This window comes from Thermosynechococcus sp. (assembly GCF_025999095.1).
Classification (GTDB): Bacteria; Cyanobacteriota; Cyanobacteriia; order Thermosynechococcales; family Thermosynechococcaceae; genus Thermosynechococcus.
Genome location: NZ_AP024678.1, coordinates 110,938 through 128,904 on the forward strand (window position 1 = coordinate 110,938; position 17,967 = coordinate 128,904).

At 55.4% G+C, this 17,967-nt stretch carries 15 protein-coding genes and 2 pseudogenes; 9 read left to right on the forward strand and 8 right to left on the reverse strand.

The annotated features are described in order from the left end of the window. Positions 1-64: 64 nt before the first annotated feature. The 5 genes from Q0W94_RS00555 to acpP all read right to left on the reverse strand — a co-directional run bounded on the left by Q0W94_RS00555 (position 65) and on the right by acpP (position 4,527). Entirely contained in the window at positions 65-475 is a 411-nt protein-coding gene (locus Q0W94_RS00555; protein WP_297759814.1) for a hypothetical protein, read from the reverse strand. 4 nt (positions 476-479) lie between these two features. Continuing rightward, complete coding sequence (locus Q0W94_RS00560) at positions 480-881, reverse strand: hypothetical protein (protein ID WP_297759815.1); 402 nt, start codon at positions 879-881, stop codon at positions 480-482. 96 nt (positions 882-977) lie between these two features. Then, a complete protein-coding gene (gene tkt, locus Q0W94_RS00565; protein ID WP_297759816.1) occupies positions 978-2,972 on the reverse strand; it encodes a transketolase in 1,995 nt (664 codons plus the stop codon). Positions 2,973-3,014: 42 nt separating this feature from the next. Then, entirely contained in the window at positions 3,015-4,277 is a 1,263-nt protein-coding gene (gene fabF, locus Q0W94_RS00570; RefSeq protein WP_297759818.1) for a beta-ketoacyl-ACP synthase II, read from the reverse strand. Between the two features lie 4 nt (positions 4,278-4,281). Continuing rightward, positions 4,282-4,527, reverse strand: a complete 246-nt coding sequence (gene acpP / locus Q0W94_RS00575) for an acyl carrier protein (protein WP_024124908.1) — start codon at positions 4,525-4,527, stop codon at positions 4,282-4,284. A 221-nt stretch (positions 4,528-4,748) separates the two neighbouring features. Between acpP and Q0W94_RS00580 the strand changes: the two genes are divergently transcribed. The 8 genes and pseudogenes from Q0W94_RS00580 (at position 4,749) to Q0W94_RS00615 (ending at position 12,157) form a co-directional block, all read left to right on the forward strand. Continuing rightward, positions 4,749-7,013, forward strand: coding sequence for a ribonuclease R family protein (locus tag Q0W94_RS00580; protein WP_297759820.1), 2,265 nt, complete (start codon positions 4,749-4,751; stop codon positions 7,011-7,013). Between the two features lie 36 nt (positions 7,014-7,049). Further along, positions 7,050-8,046: pseudogene (fmt, locus tag Q0W94_RS00585) on the forward strand (methionyl-tRNA formyltransferase). 132 nt (positions 8,047-8,178) lie between these two features. After that, on the forward strand, positions 8,179-8,502 hold the full coding sequence (locus Q0W94_RS00590; RefSeq protein WP_297759822.1) for a ribbon-helix-helix domain-containing protein: 324 nt from the start codon (positions 8,179-8,181) through the stop codon (positions 8,500-8,502). Between the two features lie 49 nt (positions 8,503-8,551). Continuing rightward, positions 8,552-10,081: an AAA family ATPase gene (locus Q0W94_RS00595; protein WP_297762445.1), complete on the forward strand. Its 1,530-nt coding sequence runs from the start codon at positions 8,552-8,554 to the stop codon at positions 10,079-10,081. A 120-nt stretch (positions 10,082-10,201) separates the two neighbouring features. Continuing rightward, positions 10,202-10,555 (forward strand): DUF1257 domain-containing protein, encoded by a 354-nt coding sequence (locus Q0W94_RS00600; RefSeq protein ID WP_297759824.1) that lies wholly within the window; start codon positions 10,202-10,204, stop codon positions 10,553-10,555. A 141-nt stretch (positions 10,556-10,696) separates the two neighbouring features. Then, positions 10,697-11,626 carry a site-specific DNA-methyltransferase gene (locus Q0W94_RS00605; RefSeq protein WP_297759826.1) on the forward strand — a complete coding sequence of 310 codons (930 nt, stop codon included), beginning with the start codon at positions 10,697-10,699 and terminating at the stop codon, positions 11,624-11,626. Beyond that, positions 11,614-11,991: a hypothetical protein gene (locus Q0W94_RS00610; RefSeq protein ID WP_297759828.1), complete on the forward strand. Its 378-nt coding sequence runs from the start codon at positions 11,614-11,616 to the stop codon at positions 11,989-11,991. Before Q0W94_RS00605 ends, Q0W94_RS00610 begins: the two co-directional genes overlap by 13 nt. Further along, positions 11,969-12,157: a hypothetical protein gene (locus tag Q0W94_RS00615; protein WP_297759830.1), complete on the forward strand. Its 189-nt coding sequence runs from the start codon at positions 11,969-11,971 to the stop codon at positions 12,155-12,157. Before Q0W94_RS00610 ends, Q0W94_RS00615 begins: the two co-directional genes overlap by 23 nt. Here Q0W94_RS00615 and Q0W94_RS00620 read toward each other — a convergent pair. Together Q0W94_RS00620 and topA are read right to left on the reverse strand one after the other, a co-directional pair. Next, positions 12,154-13,752, reverse strand: a complete 1,599-nt coding sequence (locus Q0W94_RS00620; protein ID WP_297759832.1) for a radical SAM protein — start codon at positions 13,750-13,752, stop codon at positions 12,154-12,156. The genes Q0W94_RS00615 and Q0W94_RS00620 overlap by 4 nt on opposite strands. Beyond that, on the reverse strand, positions 13,753-16,416 hold the full coding sequence (topA, locus tag Q0W94_RS00625) for a type I DNA topoisomerase (RefSeq protein WP_297759834.1): 2,664 nt from the start codon (positions 16,414-16,416) through the stop codon (positions 13,753-13,755). It abuts the gene before it with no gap. A gap of 287 nt (positions 16,417-16,703) precedes the next feature. On the opposite strand from topA, the pseudogene Q0W94_RS12320 reads away from it, so the two are divergent. After that, a pseudogene (locus Q0W94_RS12320) lies at positions 16,704-17,331 on the forward strand (amino acid ABC transporter ATP-binding protein). Here the strand turns inward: Q0W94_RS12320 and Q0W94_RS00640 are convergent. Next, positions 17,328-17,840, reverse strand: coding sequence for an inorganic diphosphatase (locus Q0W94_RS00640; RefSeq protein ID WP_297762447.1), 513 nt, complete (start codon positions 17,838-17,840; stop codon positions 17,328-17,330). The pseudogene Q0W94_RS12320 and the gene Q0W94_RS00640 overlap by 4 nt on opposite strands. Positions 17,841-17,967: the final 127 nt, after the last annotated feature.

A 17,967-nucleotide genomic window follows, 5' to 3' on the forward strand; every position in this document is an offset into this window, starting at 1 on the left:
CAGCGGGTCGTCGTGGGTCATTCCCTGTGGCAACCTGAGCTATTGCTTCTCCAAGAAGTTAAAATCAAGGGGAATCCAAAGCCGCAAATAGCGCTGCAACCACCTGGGCTGCCTTCCGATCAAGCTTGTGCCAGTCCACTTCGCCAGCAGCATCAAAAAGACTAAGGTCAGCTTGCACCTCCCCCACCCGAAAGTCATGGATACCGCTGTAGTCGAGGTCTGGGGTGTACTGCTGAAAACAAATTTGGTAGCACAGCTCCCACAGATTCACCCGCTGCTGGCGATCGCCCTGACGTAAATGCAGCCAATAGAGAATTTGGGGTTCGGCTTCACCACAGGGAATCTCAACGGTTTCATAGGTGCCCTGCCAAGGGGAAGTTTCTAGCGATCGCCGCAGATGATCAAGGAGTCGAATCAGCGCCGGTTGCAGCAGTTGAGCCGCCGCATACCAAGGGTGGTCAGTAGGTAGGGACATCGCATCACGCGAGGGGTTTTTTGACATTGTAGGCCTCATGGGAGAGGACACTGCGGGGTTCAATGCGATCGCCGGTGTCATAGCAAATAAGGCGATAGTCATAACTCAGGGGAATGCTAATCACCCGCCGATCGTGATTGAGACGCTTCCCCTTAAACTGACGGTAGTCAGCTCCTGCAAGGAGTTGTGCAATCACTTGGCGCGCTTTCAGGACAATTCCCTTGGGCAATCTCCTTAGATCCACCACATCGCTGGCAAAGGAGGCCTGCCATGCCTGTCGCGCTAGGCGGGCCTGTTCCCGCTGGGCTGCCTCTAGAGCTTTGGCCTGGGCTAACTGGGCGCAGCGATGACACACTTGACCATACCCGTAATGGCCGCAGGGAAATTGTTTCCGACGACGTGGCATAGGGTCTTTACCAAAGGACAAAACAGGGCAGAGGAGTATAACCCTCCACCCTGGGCATCTATTGATATTTTCCGTCTAAAGACGTACCACTGGAACTTAGCTGAGAAGGGCATTGGCTTTGGCCACGACATTGTCCACAGTGAAGCCAAATTTCTCCATGAGGACGTTACCAGGGGCCGAGGCACCAAAGCGTTCGATTGATACCGTTGCATCGGCATAGCGGCACCAACCAAAACTAGCAGCCGCCTCCACAGCAAGGCGTTTTACCCCCGCCGGCAGCACACTGGCTTTGTACTCAGGGGATTGCTCCTCAAAGAGTTCCCAAGAGGGCATGGACACCACCCGCACCTTCTTGCCATTGGCGGTCAGGGTTTCAGCGGCCTTGACACAGAGGGAGACTTCTGAACCTGTTCCAATCAGGATCAAGTCGGGGGTACTTCCACAATCCACAAGGATATAGGCACCTTTGGCGACATTCGCCGCGGAGCTACCGGCCAAGTTGGGCACATTTTGGCGGGTCAGGGCCAGCAGGGTAGGCTGTTTGCGCCGTTGGACGGCAACTTGGTAAGCCCCCGCGGTTTCATTGCCATCGGCCGGCCGGATCACCAGGAGGTTGGGAATGGCACGCAGGGAGGCCAAGGTTTCCACGGGTTGGTGAGTCGGCCCATCTTCCCCAAGGGCAATGGAGTCGTGGGTCATCACATAGATAACACCCGCTTGGGAGAGCGCCGAAAGGCGCAGGGCAGGCCGCAGGTAATCAGCAAAGACTAAGAAGGTAGCACAGTAGGGAATCAAGCCGGAATTGTGGAGGGCAATGCCGTTGCAAATAGCGGCCATGCCGTGTTCACGGACGCCAAAGCGAATGTTGCGATTGTGGTACTGACCTTTTTGGAAGTCCCCGGAACACTTCAATTCGGTGAGGTTGGAGTGGGTCAAGTCGGCAGAGCCACCGATGAGTTCTGGCAAATTGGGGGCGATCGCGTTCAGGCAAATTTCCGAATGCTTGCGGGTAGCCACGGCCTTGTCCTCAGGGGTGTAACTGGGGAGATTGGCATCCCAGTTGGCGGGCAATTCCCCCCGTAGCAGCCGTTCAAATTCGGCAGCCTCCTCAGGATATTTCTGGCGGTAGGTGGCCAGGGTTTGGTTCCACTCCGCTTCATAGCTGGCACCGCGCTCAATGGCTTTGCGGAAGTGGTTCAGAACCTCCTCGGGGACAACAAAGGGTTCATAGTTCCAGCCAAGGTTTTCCCGGGTAAGCTTGACCTCCTCAGGACCGAGAGCAGCACCGTGCACACCGGCAGTGTTGGCTTTGTTGGGGGAACCGTAGCCAATGGTAGTGGTGACCTTAATGAGGGACGGTTTATCGGTTACGGCCTTAGCCGCTTCAATGGCCTTGGCAATGCCGGCGAGATCCGTATTGCCATCGGCAACGTGCTGCACGTGCCAACCGTAGGCTTCAAAACGCTTGCAAACATCCTCTGTAAAGGCAATGTCGGTGGAGCCGTCAATAGAAATGTGGTTATCGTCATAGAGGGCAATGAGCTTACCCAAGCCCCAGTGACCAGCCAGGGAGCAGGCTTCTCCGGAGACCCCCTCCATATTGCAGCCATCCCCCAGAATGACGTAGGTGTAGTGATCTACCAGTTTGATGTCGGGCTTGTTGAAGCGGGCGGCCAGATGGGCTTCAGCCACCGCTAAGCCAACGGCGTTACAAATCCCTTGACCCAGGGGGCCTGTGGTCACCTCCACACCGGGGGTTTCAAAGTTTTCGGGGTGACCGGGCGTGCGCGACCCCCACTGGCGGAACTGTTTAATATCCTCAATGGTAACGCTGTCATAGCCTGTGAGGTAGAGCAGGGCATACTGCAACATGCAGCCATGACCCGCCGACAGGACAAAGCGATCGCGATTGAACCATTGCGGATTTTTGGGGTTAAACCGCATGAACTGGTTCCAGAGCACGTAGGCCATGGGAGCTGCCCCCATGGGCAGACCGGGGTGCCCAGAGTTGGCCTTTTGTACCGCATCGATCGCTAGAAAACGGATCGCATTAACACAGAGTTCATCAAGGGATTGAGTAACCGCAGGCATGGCTTTCTCTCTCTAGTCTCTAATTAGGTTTGCAGCAAACAGTTAAAGGTCGGGAGTAAACTTGCGGAAGGCCAACGTGACGTTGTGCCCACCAAAGCCAAAGGAGTTGGACAAAGCCACCGTCACCGGACAGGCCCGGCTCTGATGGGGAACATAGTCCAGATCGCAGGCGGGATCCGGCTGCTCCAAGTTAATTGTAGGGGGGATGCGATCGTGGGCTATGGCCATTACCGTCGCGATCGCCTCGATACCCCCTGACCCCCCCAGCAGGTGCCCTGTCATGGATTTTGTCGAACTCACGGGAACGCGACGCGCATTTTCTTCGCCAAGGGCACGTTTAATGGCGGCGGTTTCCGTACTGTCATTGGCGGGGGTACTGGTACCGTGGGCGTTGATATAGCTCACCTGATCCGGGGCAATCTCCGCATCCTTGAGGCAGGCTTCAATGGCACGGGCAGCCCCCTCTCCCCCCGGTGAGGGAGCAGTCATGTGGTAGGCATCACAGGTCAAGCCGTAGCCCACCATTTCCGCATAGATACGTGCTCCCCGGGCAAGGGCAAATTCCAATTCCTCCAGGATCAAGATGCCAGCCCCTTCCCCAAGGACAAAGCCATCGCGGTTGAGGTCAAAGGGGCGGCTGGCATGGTGGGGGTCATCATTGCGGGTGGAAAGGGCACGAGCTGCCGCAAAACCTGCCACCGATAGGGGCGTAATCGCCGCCTCTGTACCACCACAGATCATGGCTTTGGCGTAGCCGTGTTGGACCATGCGGAAGGCATCGCCAATGGCATTGGAACCTGCTGCACAGGCGGTTACCGAGCAGGAATTGGGGCCCTTGGCACCGGTGTGAATGGCGGTGAGGCCTGCGGCCATATTGGCAATCATCATCGGGATCATAAAAGGACTACAGCGATCGGGTCCCCTCGTGAGATAGACCTCCTGCTGATCCTCCATCACCTTTAGACCACCCACACCAGTACCAATAATGATGCCAATGTCAGTGGCATTGCCCTCGTCAATTGTCAATTGGGCATCCGCAAGGGCTTGCTTACTGGCGGCCACGGCAAATTGAGCAAAGCGATCCATGCGCTTGGCATCTTTGCGATCCATGTAGAGGGTGGGATCAAAGCCACGCACCTCAGCCGCAATGCGGCAGTCATGACGACTGGCATCAAAAGCCGTGATGTAATCAATGCCGCTGCGACCGGCCATTAACCCTTCCCAATACTCCGCAAGGGTGTTGCCGAGGGGGGTAATCGCCCCCATCCCCGTGACAACGACCCGTTTTTGATGCGCCTTTGCCATGGATCTATGCAGCTACCTTATTGTTGATAAAGTCAAGGACATCTTGGACGGTTTTGAGCTTTTCTGCCTCTTCATCGGGAATTTCCACACCAAACTCTTCCTCAAGGGCCATGATTAACTCCACGGAGTCAAGGGAGTCAGCGTTGAGGTCTTCGGCAAAACTGGCTTCGGGTACAACTTTTTCTGCATCAACACTGAGTTGATCGGCAACAATGGCTTTTACTTTTTCGAGAATTTCAGATTGATTCATAGATGCCTTAACTGGATGGACAACGACTGAGAACAGTAATTCATGCGGGCGATCGCCATTCCTCAAATCTAGGATGTTTCGTGCCCAGAATCAACGCGCCCTAATTATAGGACAGATTGGGGATCCCCTAAGATACTCCTGCAGCTGTGATAAGCTACACTTTGGATACTTGACACCAACAACGCCACGTCCACTGTTGCCCTCTCTTCACCGAGTTGCCGATGCGTTTTACGATTGCCAGTCTACTTGCCAACTTTAGCGAAGATAAGTTTGTTGCCCCCAAAGTTCTCGAAAAAAAACTCGGCTGTGACGATCCTGAGAGCCAGCGAGAACTGGAAATTGCCCTGGATGCCCTAGAACGCATTGGCCTGCTCATCAAAGAACGGGGCAAGTATCGCCGTGCCAGTGATGATGGGTTGATTGAGGGGCGGCTGCGCTGCTCGAGCAAGGGCTTTTGCTTTGCCATTCAAGATGCCGAGGGTGGGGAAGATATTTTTGTCCGCGAGCATCAACTCAGTACTGCTTGGAATGGCGATCGCGTGCTGGTGCGGGTCACCCGTGAAGGCCGCCGCAAGAAATCTCCAGAGGGGGAGGTAAAACTCATCCTGGAGCGGGGAAATCCCTCGGTGATTGCTCGGGTTAAACGGACAGAAGATGGGTTTCGTGCGCTGCCCCTCGACGATCGCCTGCTCTTTGAAATCGCCCTTGAGCCAAATGACCTTGTGCCCGATCTGGCGACGGTGGTGGATCAACTGGTGCATGTGAGCATTCGCCGCTATCCTTTGGGGGGCTACCTACCCACGGGGGAAATTGCCCAGATCCTAGGGAGCGATGCCCAATCGGCGCCTGTCCTTGACTTAATTTGCTGCAAACACAACCTTGTCCGCCAATTTAATCCAGCCCTGCGCACAGCAGCCGCCACCTTGAATGCCCAGTTGGAAACCTTGGACTTCAGCGATCGCCAAGACTTGCGGGAACTGGTCACCATTACCTTAGTCGCCCCCGGCCAAGAGCCCCAAGTGGCCTTTTCCCTCGATGCTCTTGGGCAAGATCTCTGGGAGTTGGGGATTCACATGAGCGATGTGGGGGGCTTACTTCCCCGGGATGAACTGCTGGATCGCACGGCTCGCCGTCAGGGCATGAGCCTGGCGACGCCTGAACTCAGTTTGCCCCTATTGCCGCCGGAATTGGAGAGGCTGCGCTTGCTGCCGGGGGGCGATCGCGCTGCCATTTCGCTGCTGATTGTGATCAACACTGCCGGCGAAGTTCAGTCCTACAGGATTTACCGCAGTTGTATCCGCGTTGATGCCTGTGTCACCAGTGAACAAGTAGCGGCTACCCTTGCCCTCGGGGACAGTTCTGGAGATTGGTTGCGTGCTTTCATTCACCTCGCCAATGCCGTGAGCCAGCGGCGACAGGCACGGGGGAGTATTGAAGTGACCCCAGCGGCAGCCCTGAGCCTTGCCTATGCCGATGAGGGCCTTGCTCCTGCCATTTTCCTACCAAAGGTGACCCCTTGGACCAGCTTGGTGATTCTTGCCAATGAACTCCTTGGCCGTCATTTGGCGAAGTTGGGGGTACCGGCCCTCTATCGGACGCAACCTGTACCCGAACTCTATGCGGTGCAGGATTTTCTCAAGCTGTGCCAAAATTTGAACTTGCCCTTGAGCCTAGACAATCCCTCCCAGGTCACGTCCCGCGACTATCAGCGGTTTATGGCGCAATTGGCCACTGCGGATCTGGCAGCTGTGTTGCAGGAACTCTTGCTCGATAAACTCAAACCCGCCAGCGATTCGCCTATGGCACTGACCCACTTTAGTTTGGCCACTGGAGAGGGCTATGGCCATTTCTGCTCGCCGTTGCAACGCTACACTGATATTGTCAATCAGCGCATTTTACACCTTCTCCTGACCCAAGGGCGCGATCGCCGCGGGCCACGGGCAAAAGAGCGCGTCAATCTCGGCGAGTCCAGTTGCTTGGCGCAGGTGAATTGGACAGTTTTCACCACCGACATTCAGCGGGAGGTGGAGACTCTCGTTAACGAATTAGCCCCCCACCTCCAAGAGCGGGAGCGGCAAACCTACACGGCTTGGAAGGATTTAGTAGGGCTGCAACGGGTGCGCCAAGTCCAAGCCTGTATCGGCGAAGTGCGTCCCGGCATTATTACGGGTGTGCAGTCCTATGGCTTTTTTGTGGAACTGCTTGACTTTAATGTGGAGGGCCTAGTTCACGTCAGTTCCCTCAAGGATGACTGGTATGAATACCGCGCCTATGCCCAAACTTTGACGGGCCGGCGTAATCGCTTGCGTTACCGCTTGGGCGATCGCGTGGAAGTGCTGATTAAAAATGTGGATTCCTACCGCCAGCAGGTGGACTTAACGGTCATTAGTGGTGGCTCCCAAGCGACGGAAGAAGATCTCAACGGCAGCAGTGACGGCGGGGAAACCCTCACCCCTGCTGAGGATGACGCCCCTGAGAATCTGTAAGCCAAGAGTTGATGTTTCGCAGGAAGTAGGCGGCGGTTGAACATCGTTTACTTTGGCACACCGGAGTTTGCCCTTGCGCCCCTCCAACGCCTGTTGGCAACAGAGGTCTATCGGGTGTTGGGGGTGGTCACCCAGCCCGATCGCCGGCGGGGACGGGGCAACCAACTATCCCCTTCTCCCGTCAAGGCCTTAGCCCTTCGCCACAGGTTACCCATTTGGCAGCCCCCAACGCCTGCGTCGCGATCCGGAGCTGCCTGAAGTCTTGCGATCGCTGGCTGCTGATGTCTTTGTGGTTGTTGCCTACGGTCAAATTTTGCCCCAGTCCATCCTTGAAATTCCCCGTTACGGCTGCATCAATATCCACGGCTCACTGCTGCCGAAGTATCGCGGGGCGGCTCCGATTCAGTGGGCACTCTACCACGGCGAACAGCAAACCGGCGTGAGCACGATGCTCATGGATGCCGGCATGGACACCGGCCCAATACTCCTAAAGCGCAAAGTAACGATTCATTTAGGGGATAACGCTGCTACCCTCAGCGCCAAGCTCAGCGAGATGGGTGCTGACCTACTGCTAGACACCTTGCAGCAACTGCCACAGCTTCAAGCCGAACCCCAAAACGAGGCTGAGGCTACCTACGCGCCCCTCATTCAAAAAAGGGACTATGCCATTGATTGGGGGCGATCGGCCCTAGCCCTCCACAACCAGGTGCGCGCTTTCTATCCCTATGCCTATACCCAGTGGCAAGGGACACCCTTGAAAATTTTGCAAACCTGGCCGCTGCTTCCCGAAGTGGCGGCCAAATTACCCGAACCCCTACAGTCTTATGTCGGTGAGCCTGAGGCCTCTGCCGCCCCCGGTACGGTGCTAGCCCTCATCAAGGGCTGGGGGCCAGTGGTACAGACGGGCAAGGGTCGCCTACTCCTGAGTCAAGTGCAGTTGAGTGGTCGCAAAGCGCAATCGGGGTGGGATTTTGTCAATGGGGTTCGACTGGCGATCGCCACGCAATTCGGTATTGGGCCCGCAGCTCTGTAACTGAGTTTTAAGCAGGGGGGGCTTAACGTAACTAAATGTTAAGATTTTGCCGTTTTGACAGCATTTGGCCTTGACACCCCTCGGATTGGCTCACTACACTGGCACACATACCTAGGTACGTCTCTAACCCCTATGGAAGATAAGCAAAAGGTTACGTTGTATCTCTCCCCCGATGTGCACCGCCAGCTAAAGATTGCCGCTGTAGTCGAGCAGGAAACAATGTCCACCCTTGCTGAGCGTGCTATTGAGTTTCTGCTGGCTCACCCAGAAGTACTGGCGGAATATGCCGAGCAAAAGCATGGCAATGTGCATCGGGTTTATCACTGCCCAGAGTGTGCCAGTGCCCTTGTCCTGCGGGGGGATGAGCTAACGGCCTTGGTCAATCAGCCCACTGTGATTGATGACGACAGCCTCAGTGTTCCTTCGCTCGCCGTCGAGTTGGTGTCTGCCCGCTAGGCCAGTGGCGGGGGTGTTGGGTCAGCCTTGCAAGAAGGAGGTGATTGCTGTGCAAGAAGAATTGAGTATCCTAATCCAAGCGCAATATCCGTTGATCTACCTCCTGACCTCTGAAGAAGAGCGGGCTGAGCAGGCGATCGCCACCATTGCCCAAAGTCAAGTTGGGCCGCAAGGGCGGTCTCCCCGCAAGCTCTACATCTGGACAGTGACCCACGGCATGGTGGAGTATGGCCATCCCCGCAACAATAGTCACCACAATACTGTCTCACCGGAAGCTGCCATTCAATGGGTTGTTCACCAACGGGAACCGGGCATCTACGTCTTCAAGGATTTGCACCCCTTCATTGATTCGCCCCCTGTCACTCGTTCCTTACGGGACGCGATCGCTAGCTTCAAGAGCAGCCACAAAACCATTATCCTCATGTCCCCCGAAGCGGCGCAGCGAATTCCCGTTGAACTGGAAAAAGAAATCGTCGTTGTTGACTATCCCCTACCCAGTATTAACGAACTAGATGAGGTTCTCAGGCAACAGTTAGATTCCCGCGATCGCCGCCTCACCCCGGAAGCCCGGGAAAAGCTCGTCAAAGCCACCCTGGGCCTGACGCGGGATGAAGCCGAAAAAGTCTTTCGCAAAGCCAAAGTCACCGCTGGGCGGCTCACCGAAGCCGAGGTGGACATCATCCTCTCCGAGAAAAAGCAACTCATCCGCCGCAACGGCATCCTCGAATACATGGAAGTGGATGAAACCATTGATTCTGTGGGGGGCCTAGAGGAACTCAAAGTATGGTTACGTCAACGCGCCAACGCCTTCAGTGAAAAGGCTCGTGAATACGGCTTACCGCAACCGAAAGGGATGTTGATCTTGGGTGTCCCCGGCTGTGGCAAGTCCCTCATTGCCAAAACCACCTCCCGCCTTTGGGGCTTGCCCCTGCTGCGCCTTGATATGGGTCGGGTCTATGATGGTTCAATGGTGGGGCGATCGGAAGCAAATTTGCGCAATGCGCTGAAAACCGCTGAATCCATTTCCCCTGCCATTCTCTTTATTGACGAAATGGACAAGGCCTTTGCTGGCGGGGCAGGCTCCTCAGACTCCGATGGCGGTACCTCTAGTCGCATCTTTGGCTCCTTCCTAACTTGGATGCAGGAGAAAAAGTCTCCCGTCTTTGTCTTGGCAACAGCCAACCGGGTTGAGCGGCTCCCCGGTGAATTCTTGCGTAAGGGCCGCTTTGATGAAATTTTCTTTGTTGATTTGCCAAATGCCGAAGAGCGCAAGGAAATCTTTCGCATTCACCTCACTAAGCGCCGTCGTGAGATCGATCGCTTTGACCTAGAGCAACTGGCCAATATCTGTGATGGTTTTTCTGGTGCCGAAATTGAGCAGGCCATCATTGCTGCCATGTACGAAGCCTTTGCTCAAGGGCGGGAGTTTACCCAGTTAGACATTATTGCCGCTAGCCGTGCCACTCAACCCCTTTCCAAGACAATGCAAGAGCAGGTCACGGCACTTCGGGATTGGGCACGCCAACGGGCGCGTCCGGCGGCGGCTTCAGTGGCTGAATACCAGCGACTGGAGTTCTGACAAGCTTCCTTCTGTCTGCCCGGCGCAGATGGGAGAAAGACCCGACCACAGGGGTTTGGTTCGCCATAAATTGTGGTTCATTCAGTCCAATGTTTCTGTCTCAATCTGGAGGAAATCCACATGTCTCACTTCAGCACCCTGCGTACGAAAGTTACCGATGCTGAAATCTTGAAAGCATCCCTGCGGGATCTGGGCATTACGGTGAAAACCAATGCCGATGTGCGGGGCTACAACGGCCAACGCGTTCGCGCTGACATCGTCGCTGTCCTGGATGGCGAGTATGATCTAGGCTGGTCTCGCAATGCTGATGGCACCTTTGATCTCATTGCTGACCTCTGGGGTGTGGCTAAAAAACACAACCAGACCGAGCTGATCAACTCGATCAACCAAAAATATGCCATCAACAAAACCTTGGCTGAGGTGAAGCGCCCTGGCCTTCAGAGCGCCAACGTCAAGCTTGTGGTGCATAGCTAATCCTGTTGCCAATTGCTTTGTACTGTCTAGCGCGCGTTCCCAAGTAATCTGCTGGCTGACTCCTGAGGGGTCGGCCTCTTTTTTATCTCAGGATTAAGAATATGGTATTTTGGCCATGAAGGTAACGATTGCTTGTATTGATTGAGTTCTGGCCAACCGATTCAAGAACGCTTTTCTCCAGAGGCTAGGCTAGTGATTGCCAGCGGGGATATCTGTGAGGTGGTTCGTCAGGTGCCGGATGAGGCCATGACGCTCATCTTTACGTCGCCGCCCTACAACCTCGGCAAGGCCTACGAAACGCCGGTGGCGATCGAGGACTATCTCCAAAGCCAAAGCGAAGTGATTGCTGAGCTCTATCGAGTGCTGCGGCCAGAGGGAAGTCTGTGCTGGCAAGTGGGGAATTTTGTTCAACGGGGAGAGGTTTATCCCTTGGATATTTTGTTTTATCCCCTCTTCAAGCGATTGGGTTTGAAGCTGCGCAATCGCATCATTTGGAAATTTGGCCATGGTCTCCATGCCACAAAGCGCTTTTCTGGCCGCTATGAAACGATCCTCTGGTTCACGAAGTCAGATGACTACATCTTTAATTTGGATGCGGTGCGTATTCCAGCCAAATATCCGGGGAAACGCCACTTCAAGGGTCCTAAGAAGGGCAAACCCTCGGGCAATCCCTTGGGCAAAAATCCAGCGGATGTCTGGGAAATCGTTCTTCAGGATTGGCAAGAACTGGTGTGGGATATTCCCAATGTCAAGTCCAATCATCCCGAAAAAACGTTCCATCCCTGCCAATTTCCCATTGAGTTGGTGGAGCGGTGCGTTCTTGCCCTCAGCCATGAGGGGGATTGGGTCTTTGACCCCTATATGGGGGTGGGATCATCGCTCTTGGCTGCCCTCATGCACAATCGGCGGGCGATGGGCTGTGAGAAGGAACCCGTTTATGTCAACATTGCTCGCCAACGGATTCAGGCCTATGCAAATGGCACCTTGCCCTATCGTCCCCTTGGCCGACCGGTGTACACCCCCACAGGACGGGAGAGAATCGCGCAAATTCCTGAAGAGTGGCAACAGTGAATTGGCGATCGCGCGAGGAACTGGTAGGCATTCCATCCAAGGGGGTGACCTTGATTGCCGAGAAATGGCTGACAGACAGGGGTGAAACCCTAGAATACTGGCGGGTAGAAAAGGCGGACTCTGTAATTGTCCTGCCGCTGCAAGGAGACACTATATTAATCTGCCTGCCGCCAACCTTGCCGGTGGGCGTTCAGCGAGCTACGGTGGATTTTCGCGGTAGGCAAGGGCTTCCCCATCAAACCCCCAGGGCAATGGTGCCGCAAATTTTGACACGGGAATTGGGAATGACGTCCGATGCGCTTCAAGCAATCATCCCCATCAGCGGGCAGCCTGGGCGGGTCAATGGTGCCTTTTCTAATCAATAAAGTGTGGGGCTTTGTTGCCGAACTGGCGCTAGGAGCAAGGGTCCCCGAAGCGGGGGGCAAGTTTCGGCTAGGGAGTCCGGACATCCCACAACTTCTTGCGCAGTTGGAGTGCTTGCAATGTCGCGCCCTTTTCTTGGAATGGCTGTATCAGTGCCGACCGGCCTAGGTGATCGCTCGCTGCAGATGATTTTGCAAGGTTTTAGGGGGCAGGCCACTCTGGAGATGCTGCCACGGTAAGACAGTCTCCTCTGGCCAATTGGCAGTGACATAGGCTTCCAACTCGGGCAACTGGCCTCGCCGTTCCTTAAAAGCACGGCGATAACTGCCTAGGGAGGTGCCATAGTGGCGCACCTGCTCTAAAAGGGGAGCCAGCCGGCGATCGCCCCGCGAAATCAAGGCTTGAATCAACGAGTCATGATAGGATTCAGGGCGAAACTCAATCCCCAATTTGGCCAATTCTTTTTTCAAAAACTGGAGGCGTTTTTCGGCCACGGGTTGTACACCCCACCACTGAAAGGGGGTATGGGCTTTGGGGACAAAGGTACTACAGCCAAGGGCGAGCCGCAGGCGCGGCGCTGTTTTTTTCAATTGGCGAAAGAGCTCCACCGTAGCTGCGACATCGGCCTCCGTCTCTGTGGGCAGTCCCACCATGCCATAGAACTTTAGCCCCTTGAGGCCACCGGCTTGGGCATGGCTAGCAGCAGCCAGAATCTCGTCAGTCGCAAGCTTTTTGTTGATCACTTGCCGCAGGCGCTCAGACCCGGTTTCGATGGCGATCGTCAGGGACTGACTACCCCGTTGACTCAACAGTTGCGCTAAGGATTCGGTGACCGTATTGGTGCGCACCGAGGCCAAACTCACCCGCACATGATCAAATTGTGGCTGACCGAGATACTCGATCAAGGCAGGAAATTCGGGATGCTGGGTAATGGAGGCACCCAACAGTCCTAGGCGATCGCTGACGGCTAGCCCCCGCTCAATGGCGGCAATCAGTGTCTCTAGGCTCGCTGTGCGAAAGGGCAAAGTCAAATAACTGGCCAAACAAAAGCGACAAAGTTCAGGACAACTGCGCACCACCTCCACCATGTAGATATTTTCCCAAGCGGCGCGGGGAGTGACCACCGTGGAGGCAGCAAGGGTATTACCGCGATGGACTTGTTTCGTGACTGTCGCTGGCACACTGGCCTTGAGCGGTTCAATCCCTTGAATCGGACCGGTGGCATGGGTATAGCTGACTTGGTAAAGACTGGGAACGTAAATACCGCTCACTTGGGCGAGGGCTTCTAACTGCTCTGCTCGCGGCGCCGTGCGCACCTGTGCCATTGTCTTCAGAAAGGGATCTAAGAGAGGTTCGGCGTCCCCCAGCAAAATTACATCGAAAAAGTCGGCAAAGGGTTCGGGATTTGCCGTCAGCACCGGACCGCCGCCAAAGACCAAGGGGTGGCGATCGTGGCGATCGCGCTGCCAAATGGGAATGCCCAACTGCTCCAAAAGCACCAGTAAATTGCCGTAGTCCAACTCCCACGAGAAGGAAAAACCGACCAACTCTGGATCGCGAGGCAGTGGCTCCTGTACATCGGTAAAGAGGCGACTCACCGCCACATCAGCACGGCTGGCCAGTTGTGCCCACACCAGTTGATAGCCCAAGCTGGTAATGCCAACGCTGTAGGTATTGGGAAAGCCATAGATAACGCGCAGCGCGTCTGGCCGGGGGCGCGATCGCTCAAAGAGGAGGGCTTCAGCAGCAAAGGGGGAGTTCACCTAGGTTTCCGTTGACTTACGGCGGCTAGTTTTTGCGGTCTGGGTGGCCGTCTTTCTACTGGTTCTTTTGGTGGTTGATTTGGGTTGCGGGGCAGTAGCCGTTGCACGGCGACGGGTTTTCTTCGGTGCTTTTTCCGCCAACAGGAGCAGGGCTTGCTCTAGGGTTATTGTTTCTGGTGTCACCCCCTCCGGCAGGGAGGCATTCACCTTGCCGTGGTTGACATAGGGGCCATAGGGGCCATCAAGGACTTGCACGGGCTCCCCATCCTCTGGGTGAGTCCCCAACACCGCCAGCACCTGTTTTTGGGCCCGGGCGCGACTCGATTTTGGTGTTGCCAGCAGCTCTAGGGCGCGCTCTAGGGTAATTGTATAGACATCATCCTCCCCTTTAAGGGAACGATAGTCTTTTTCACCTTCGGGATCATGGACAATGTAGGGGCCAAAACGACCTTGATTGGCTTGAATCAGTTTGCCAGTTTCGGGATGAACCCCCAATGTCCGCGGCAGCGACAACAGGGTAATCGCCAAGTCTAGGGTGACTTCATCGGGACTCACTCCCTTGGGTAGGGAAGCGCGTTTGGGTTTTGGATTGGCCTCTGTGGCTTCTCCCAACTGCACATAGGGACCAAAGCGCCCCGTCAGCAGAAAGATTGGTTCGCCCGTTTCAGGATGTAGGCCCAGCTTGTCGGGACCCTCTAGTTTTTGGCGAATTAATTGCTCCACCTGTTCCCGGGTGAGGCTACCGGGGGTGGCGTCTTGGGGCAAGGAGGCCTTAATGGGTTGACTCCCATTGCCATTTTGATAGACCACAAAAGGACCAAAGCGACCCACGACCACTTCTGCATTCAGTTCTGGTAGAGCGATCGCCCGTGCTTCCGTCGCCTCAATCGTCCGCTCCCGCTCTTTGACCTGCTGCTCAAGGCCATTTTCACCCAGATAGAAGGATTCAAGGTAGGGCTGCCACTCCACCTCCCCTGTGGAAATATCATCCAGGGTTTGCTCCATCCGCGCCGTAAAGTTAATATCCACCAAGTCAGGGAAGTATTTCTCTAGCAGCGCCGTAACCGCAAAGGCAGTAAAGGTCGGTTCCAGAGCATTGCCTCGCCGAATGGCATACTCGCGGTCTTGGATGGTGCTAATGATTGTGGCATAGGTGCTGGGGCGCCCAATACCGGCTTGCTCAAGGGCTTTAACAAGGCTGGCTTCGGTGTAGCGCGGCGGCGGCTGGGTTTCATGCCGCACACTTTCGAGGGCGTGACAGCGGAGAATCTCTCCGACTGGCATGGGGGGTAGGATCACCTCTTGGCTTTCGAGGGCGGCCTCGGGATCATCGGAACCTTCCACATAGGCCCGGAAAAACCCTGGAAAATCAATGCGTTTACCGTGGGCACGGAAGAGGGCATCCCCAGCTGTAATCGAGACTGTTAGCAGAGTTACATGGGCATCAGCCATCTGGGAGGCCACCGTGCGCTTCCAGATCAGTTCATAGAGTTCCAGTTCCCGATCCTTAAGGCCGGTTTCTTGGGGAGTGCGAAACTGGCTACCTGCAGGGCGAATCGCTTCGTGGGCCTCTTGGGCCCCCTTGGTTTTGGTGGTGTATTGGCGCGGCTGCGGCGATAGAAAGTCTTTGCCATACATGGCTTCCACACAACTGCGGGCGGCGGCGATCGCCTGCTCCGACAGATGCACCGAGTCTGTGCGCATATAGGTGATGTAGCCCTCTTCGTAGAGCTTTTGGGCAATGCGCATCGTATCCGACGCCGAGAGGTGCAGTTTGCGGTTCGCCTCCTGTTGCAGGGTCGAGGTGGTAAAGGGGGGAGCCGGTTTGCGGGTTTGTTGGCGCTCCTCTTGTTCGGTGACCGTCCAGGTTTCCGTTAGCAGGCGATCGCGCAGGGCGTTGGCAGCCGCCTCATCCAAGAGCAAGACAGCATCAGGGTTACGTAGCTGTCCTGTAGTGGGATCAAAATCATTGCCCGTGGCCAAGCGTTGACCGCCGACACTCACCAAACGCGCTGGAAAAAGGGTTCCCCTTTGATCTAAGGTGGCCTTGAGATCCCAAAATTGCCCCCTACGGAAGGCCAACCGTTCTCGCTCCCGTTGCACCAATAGACGCACTGCCACCGACTGCACCCGCCCCGCTGACAGATGGGGGGCAATTTTCCGCCACAGCAGGGGCGACAGGGTATAGCCCACCAACCGATCGAGGATACGCCGTGTTTCTTGGGCACGCACCAGTTGTTGATTGACATCGCGGCAATTGCGTAGCGCTTCTTGGATGGCTTCCTCAGTAATTTCATGGAAGACCATCCGCCGCACCGGCACCTTTGGCTCCAACAGTTGCAGCAAGTGCCAACTAATGCTTTCCCCTTCGCGGTCTTCATCAGTCGCAAGCAGGAGCTCATCAGCGGTTTTGAGGGCAGTTTTCAATTCTTTGACAACTTTTTGCTTGTCTTTGGGGACAATGTAGAGGGGCTCAAAGCCAGCCGCAACATTCACCCCAAGGGTTGCCCACGCTTCCCCCCTGAATTCGGGGGGCACCTCAGCAGCACTGCGGGGCAGATCACGGACATGCCCCATCGAGGCTTCAACGCGATAGTCCGGCGGCAGAAATTTGCGAATGGTACGGGCTTTTGTTGGGGATTCAACGATGACAAGGGTGGACATAGCAGATGCTGCGGGATGGGTTTTGGGCACTCTCAAGTTTAGCGACAAGTTTAGCAATCGATCATAGAATGGTGTTCTCCCACCGTATCATGGGGACCCAGGAGAAGTACTTCCTTTATTGATAACCCTAGCCTAACCAATGGGCGATGGGGAGGGTCTGTTTAGTCAGCATAACGGTTTTTAGGGGGCAGCGATGATTCAGCGGGGGGCAGCCCCAGACATTGTGAGCCAAAACGCCGCCTCAACACCTCAATAAATATTGAGGCGATCGCCACCTCCTTAGGGACATTCACTTCACCGTTGCTATCATTGACCCCAGGGGCTCTGGCAAAAGCACCTTGCTCCGCTGCTTGAATGGGTTAGAGATGTACCAAGCGGGGGAGATTCTCATTCTCGGCCATTACCTGCCACCAGTGCCGACGCCGCAACAACTGCGGGTGATTCGTCGAGATGGCGGTATGGTCTTTCAGAGCTTTAACCTCTTTCCCCAGATGACGGTGTTGCAAAACATGATTGAAGCGCCGATCCTTGGGCGCAAACTCCGCCGCCTGGCTATTGAAATAGCTGAAGGGACCACCGGGATGCCTACCCAAGCGAACTCTTTGGTGGAAAAGACAGCGGGTGGCGATCGCCCGCGCCTTGGCCAGGCAAGCGGCGATGCTTGTCTTTGCCGAAGCCACCTCCGCCCTTGATCCAGAACTGGCAGGGGAGGTCCTAGCCGTGATGCGACAATTGGCCGAAGAGGCAATGCCTATGGTGGTGGTCACCCACCCAATGTAATTTGGCCGCAAAGTGTCCTGCCGCGTGGTCTTTCGCGGTGATGGTCAAATTATTAAGGAAGGATGGCCCCAAGTTTATCGTCCGCAGCAGGAGCGAACCCGCCTCTTTCTAGAGGGTGTGCTAGTCAGGCCCTAGCCCTTGTAAGCTTTGACGCATTTTTCCACGAGGGGCTGCACCGCATCCACATCCTGCCAGCCAAGAATTTCAGTGACTTTCTTTTGCAGATTCTTGTAGGTGCGGAAGAACTCGGCAATTTCTTCGAGACGGTGGGGGGCAATGTCCTTGAGGGATTTCACCTCAACGTAGCGGGGATCACCAACAGGCACACAGAGAATTTTCTCGTCGCGATCGCCACTGTCAATCATCTCTAGCATGCCAATGGGACGGGCAGCAATCACACACCCTGGAAACGTTGGCTCATCCATCATCACCAGCCCGTCGAGGGGATCGCCATCCTCGGCCAAAGTATTGGGAATAAAGCCATAGTCATAGGGATAGACCACCGCCGAATAGAGGACGCGATCAAGGGCAAAGGCATTCATCTTCTTATCAAACTCATATTTATTGCGGCTGCCGCCAGCAATCTCTACCAAAACATTGACAACGCCCGGTTCCGGTTGGGCAGGAATGCGGCTTAGGTCAATACTCATAACAGGATGTCCAAAGCAACAAGTCTCCATTTAATCGAGATTGGGACATAGAAGCAAGCACCTCACCTGAGGCTCCTAACTTTTGTCAATGGCGCCCCAGGGGCAATGCTCAACAAAATAG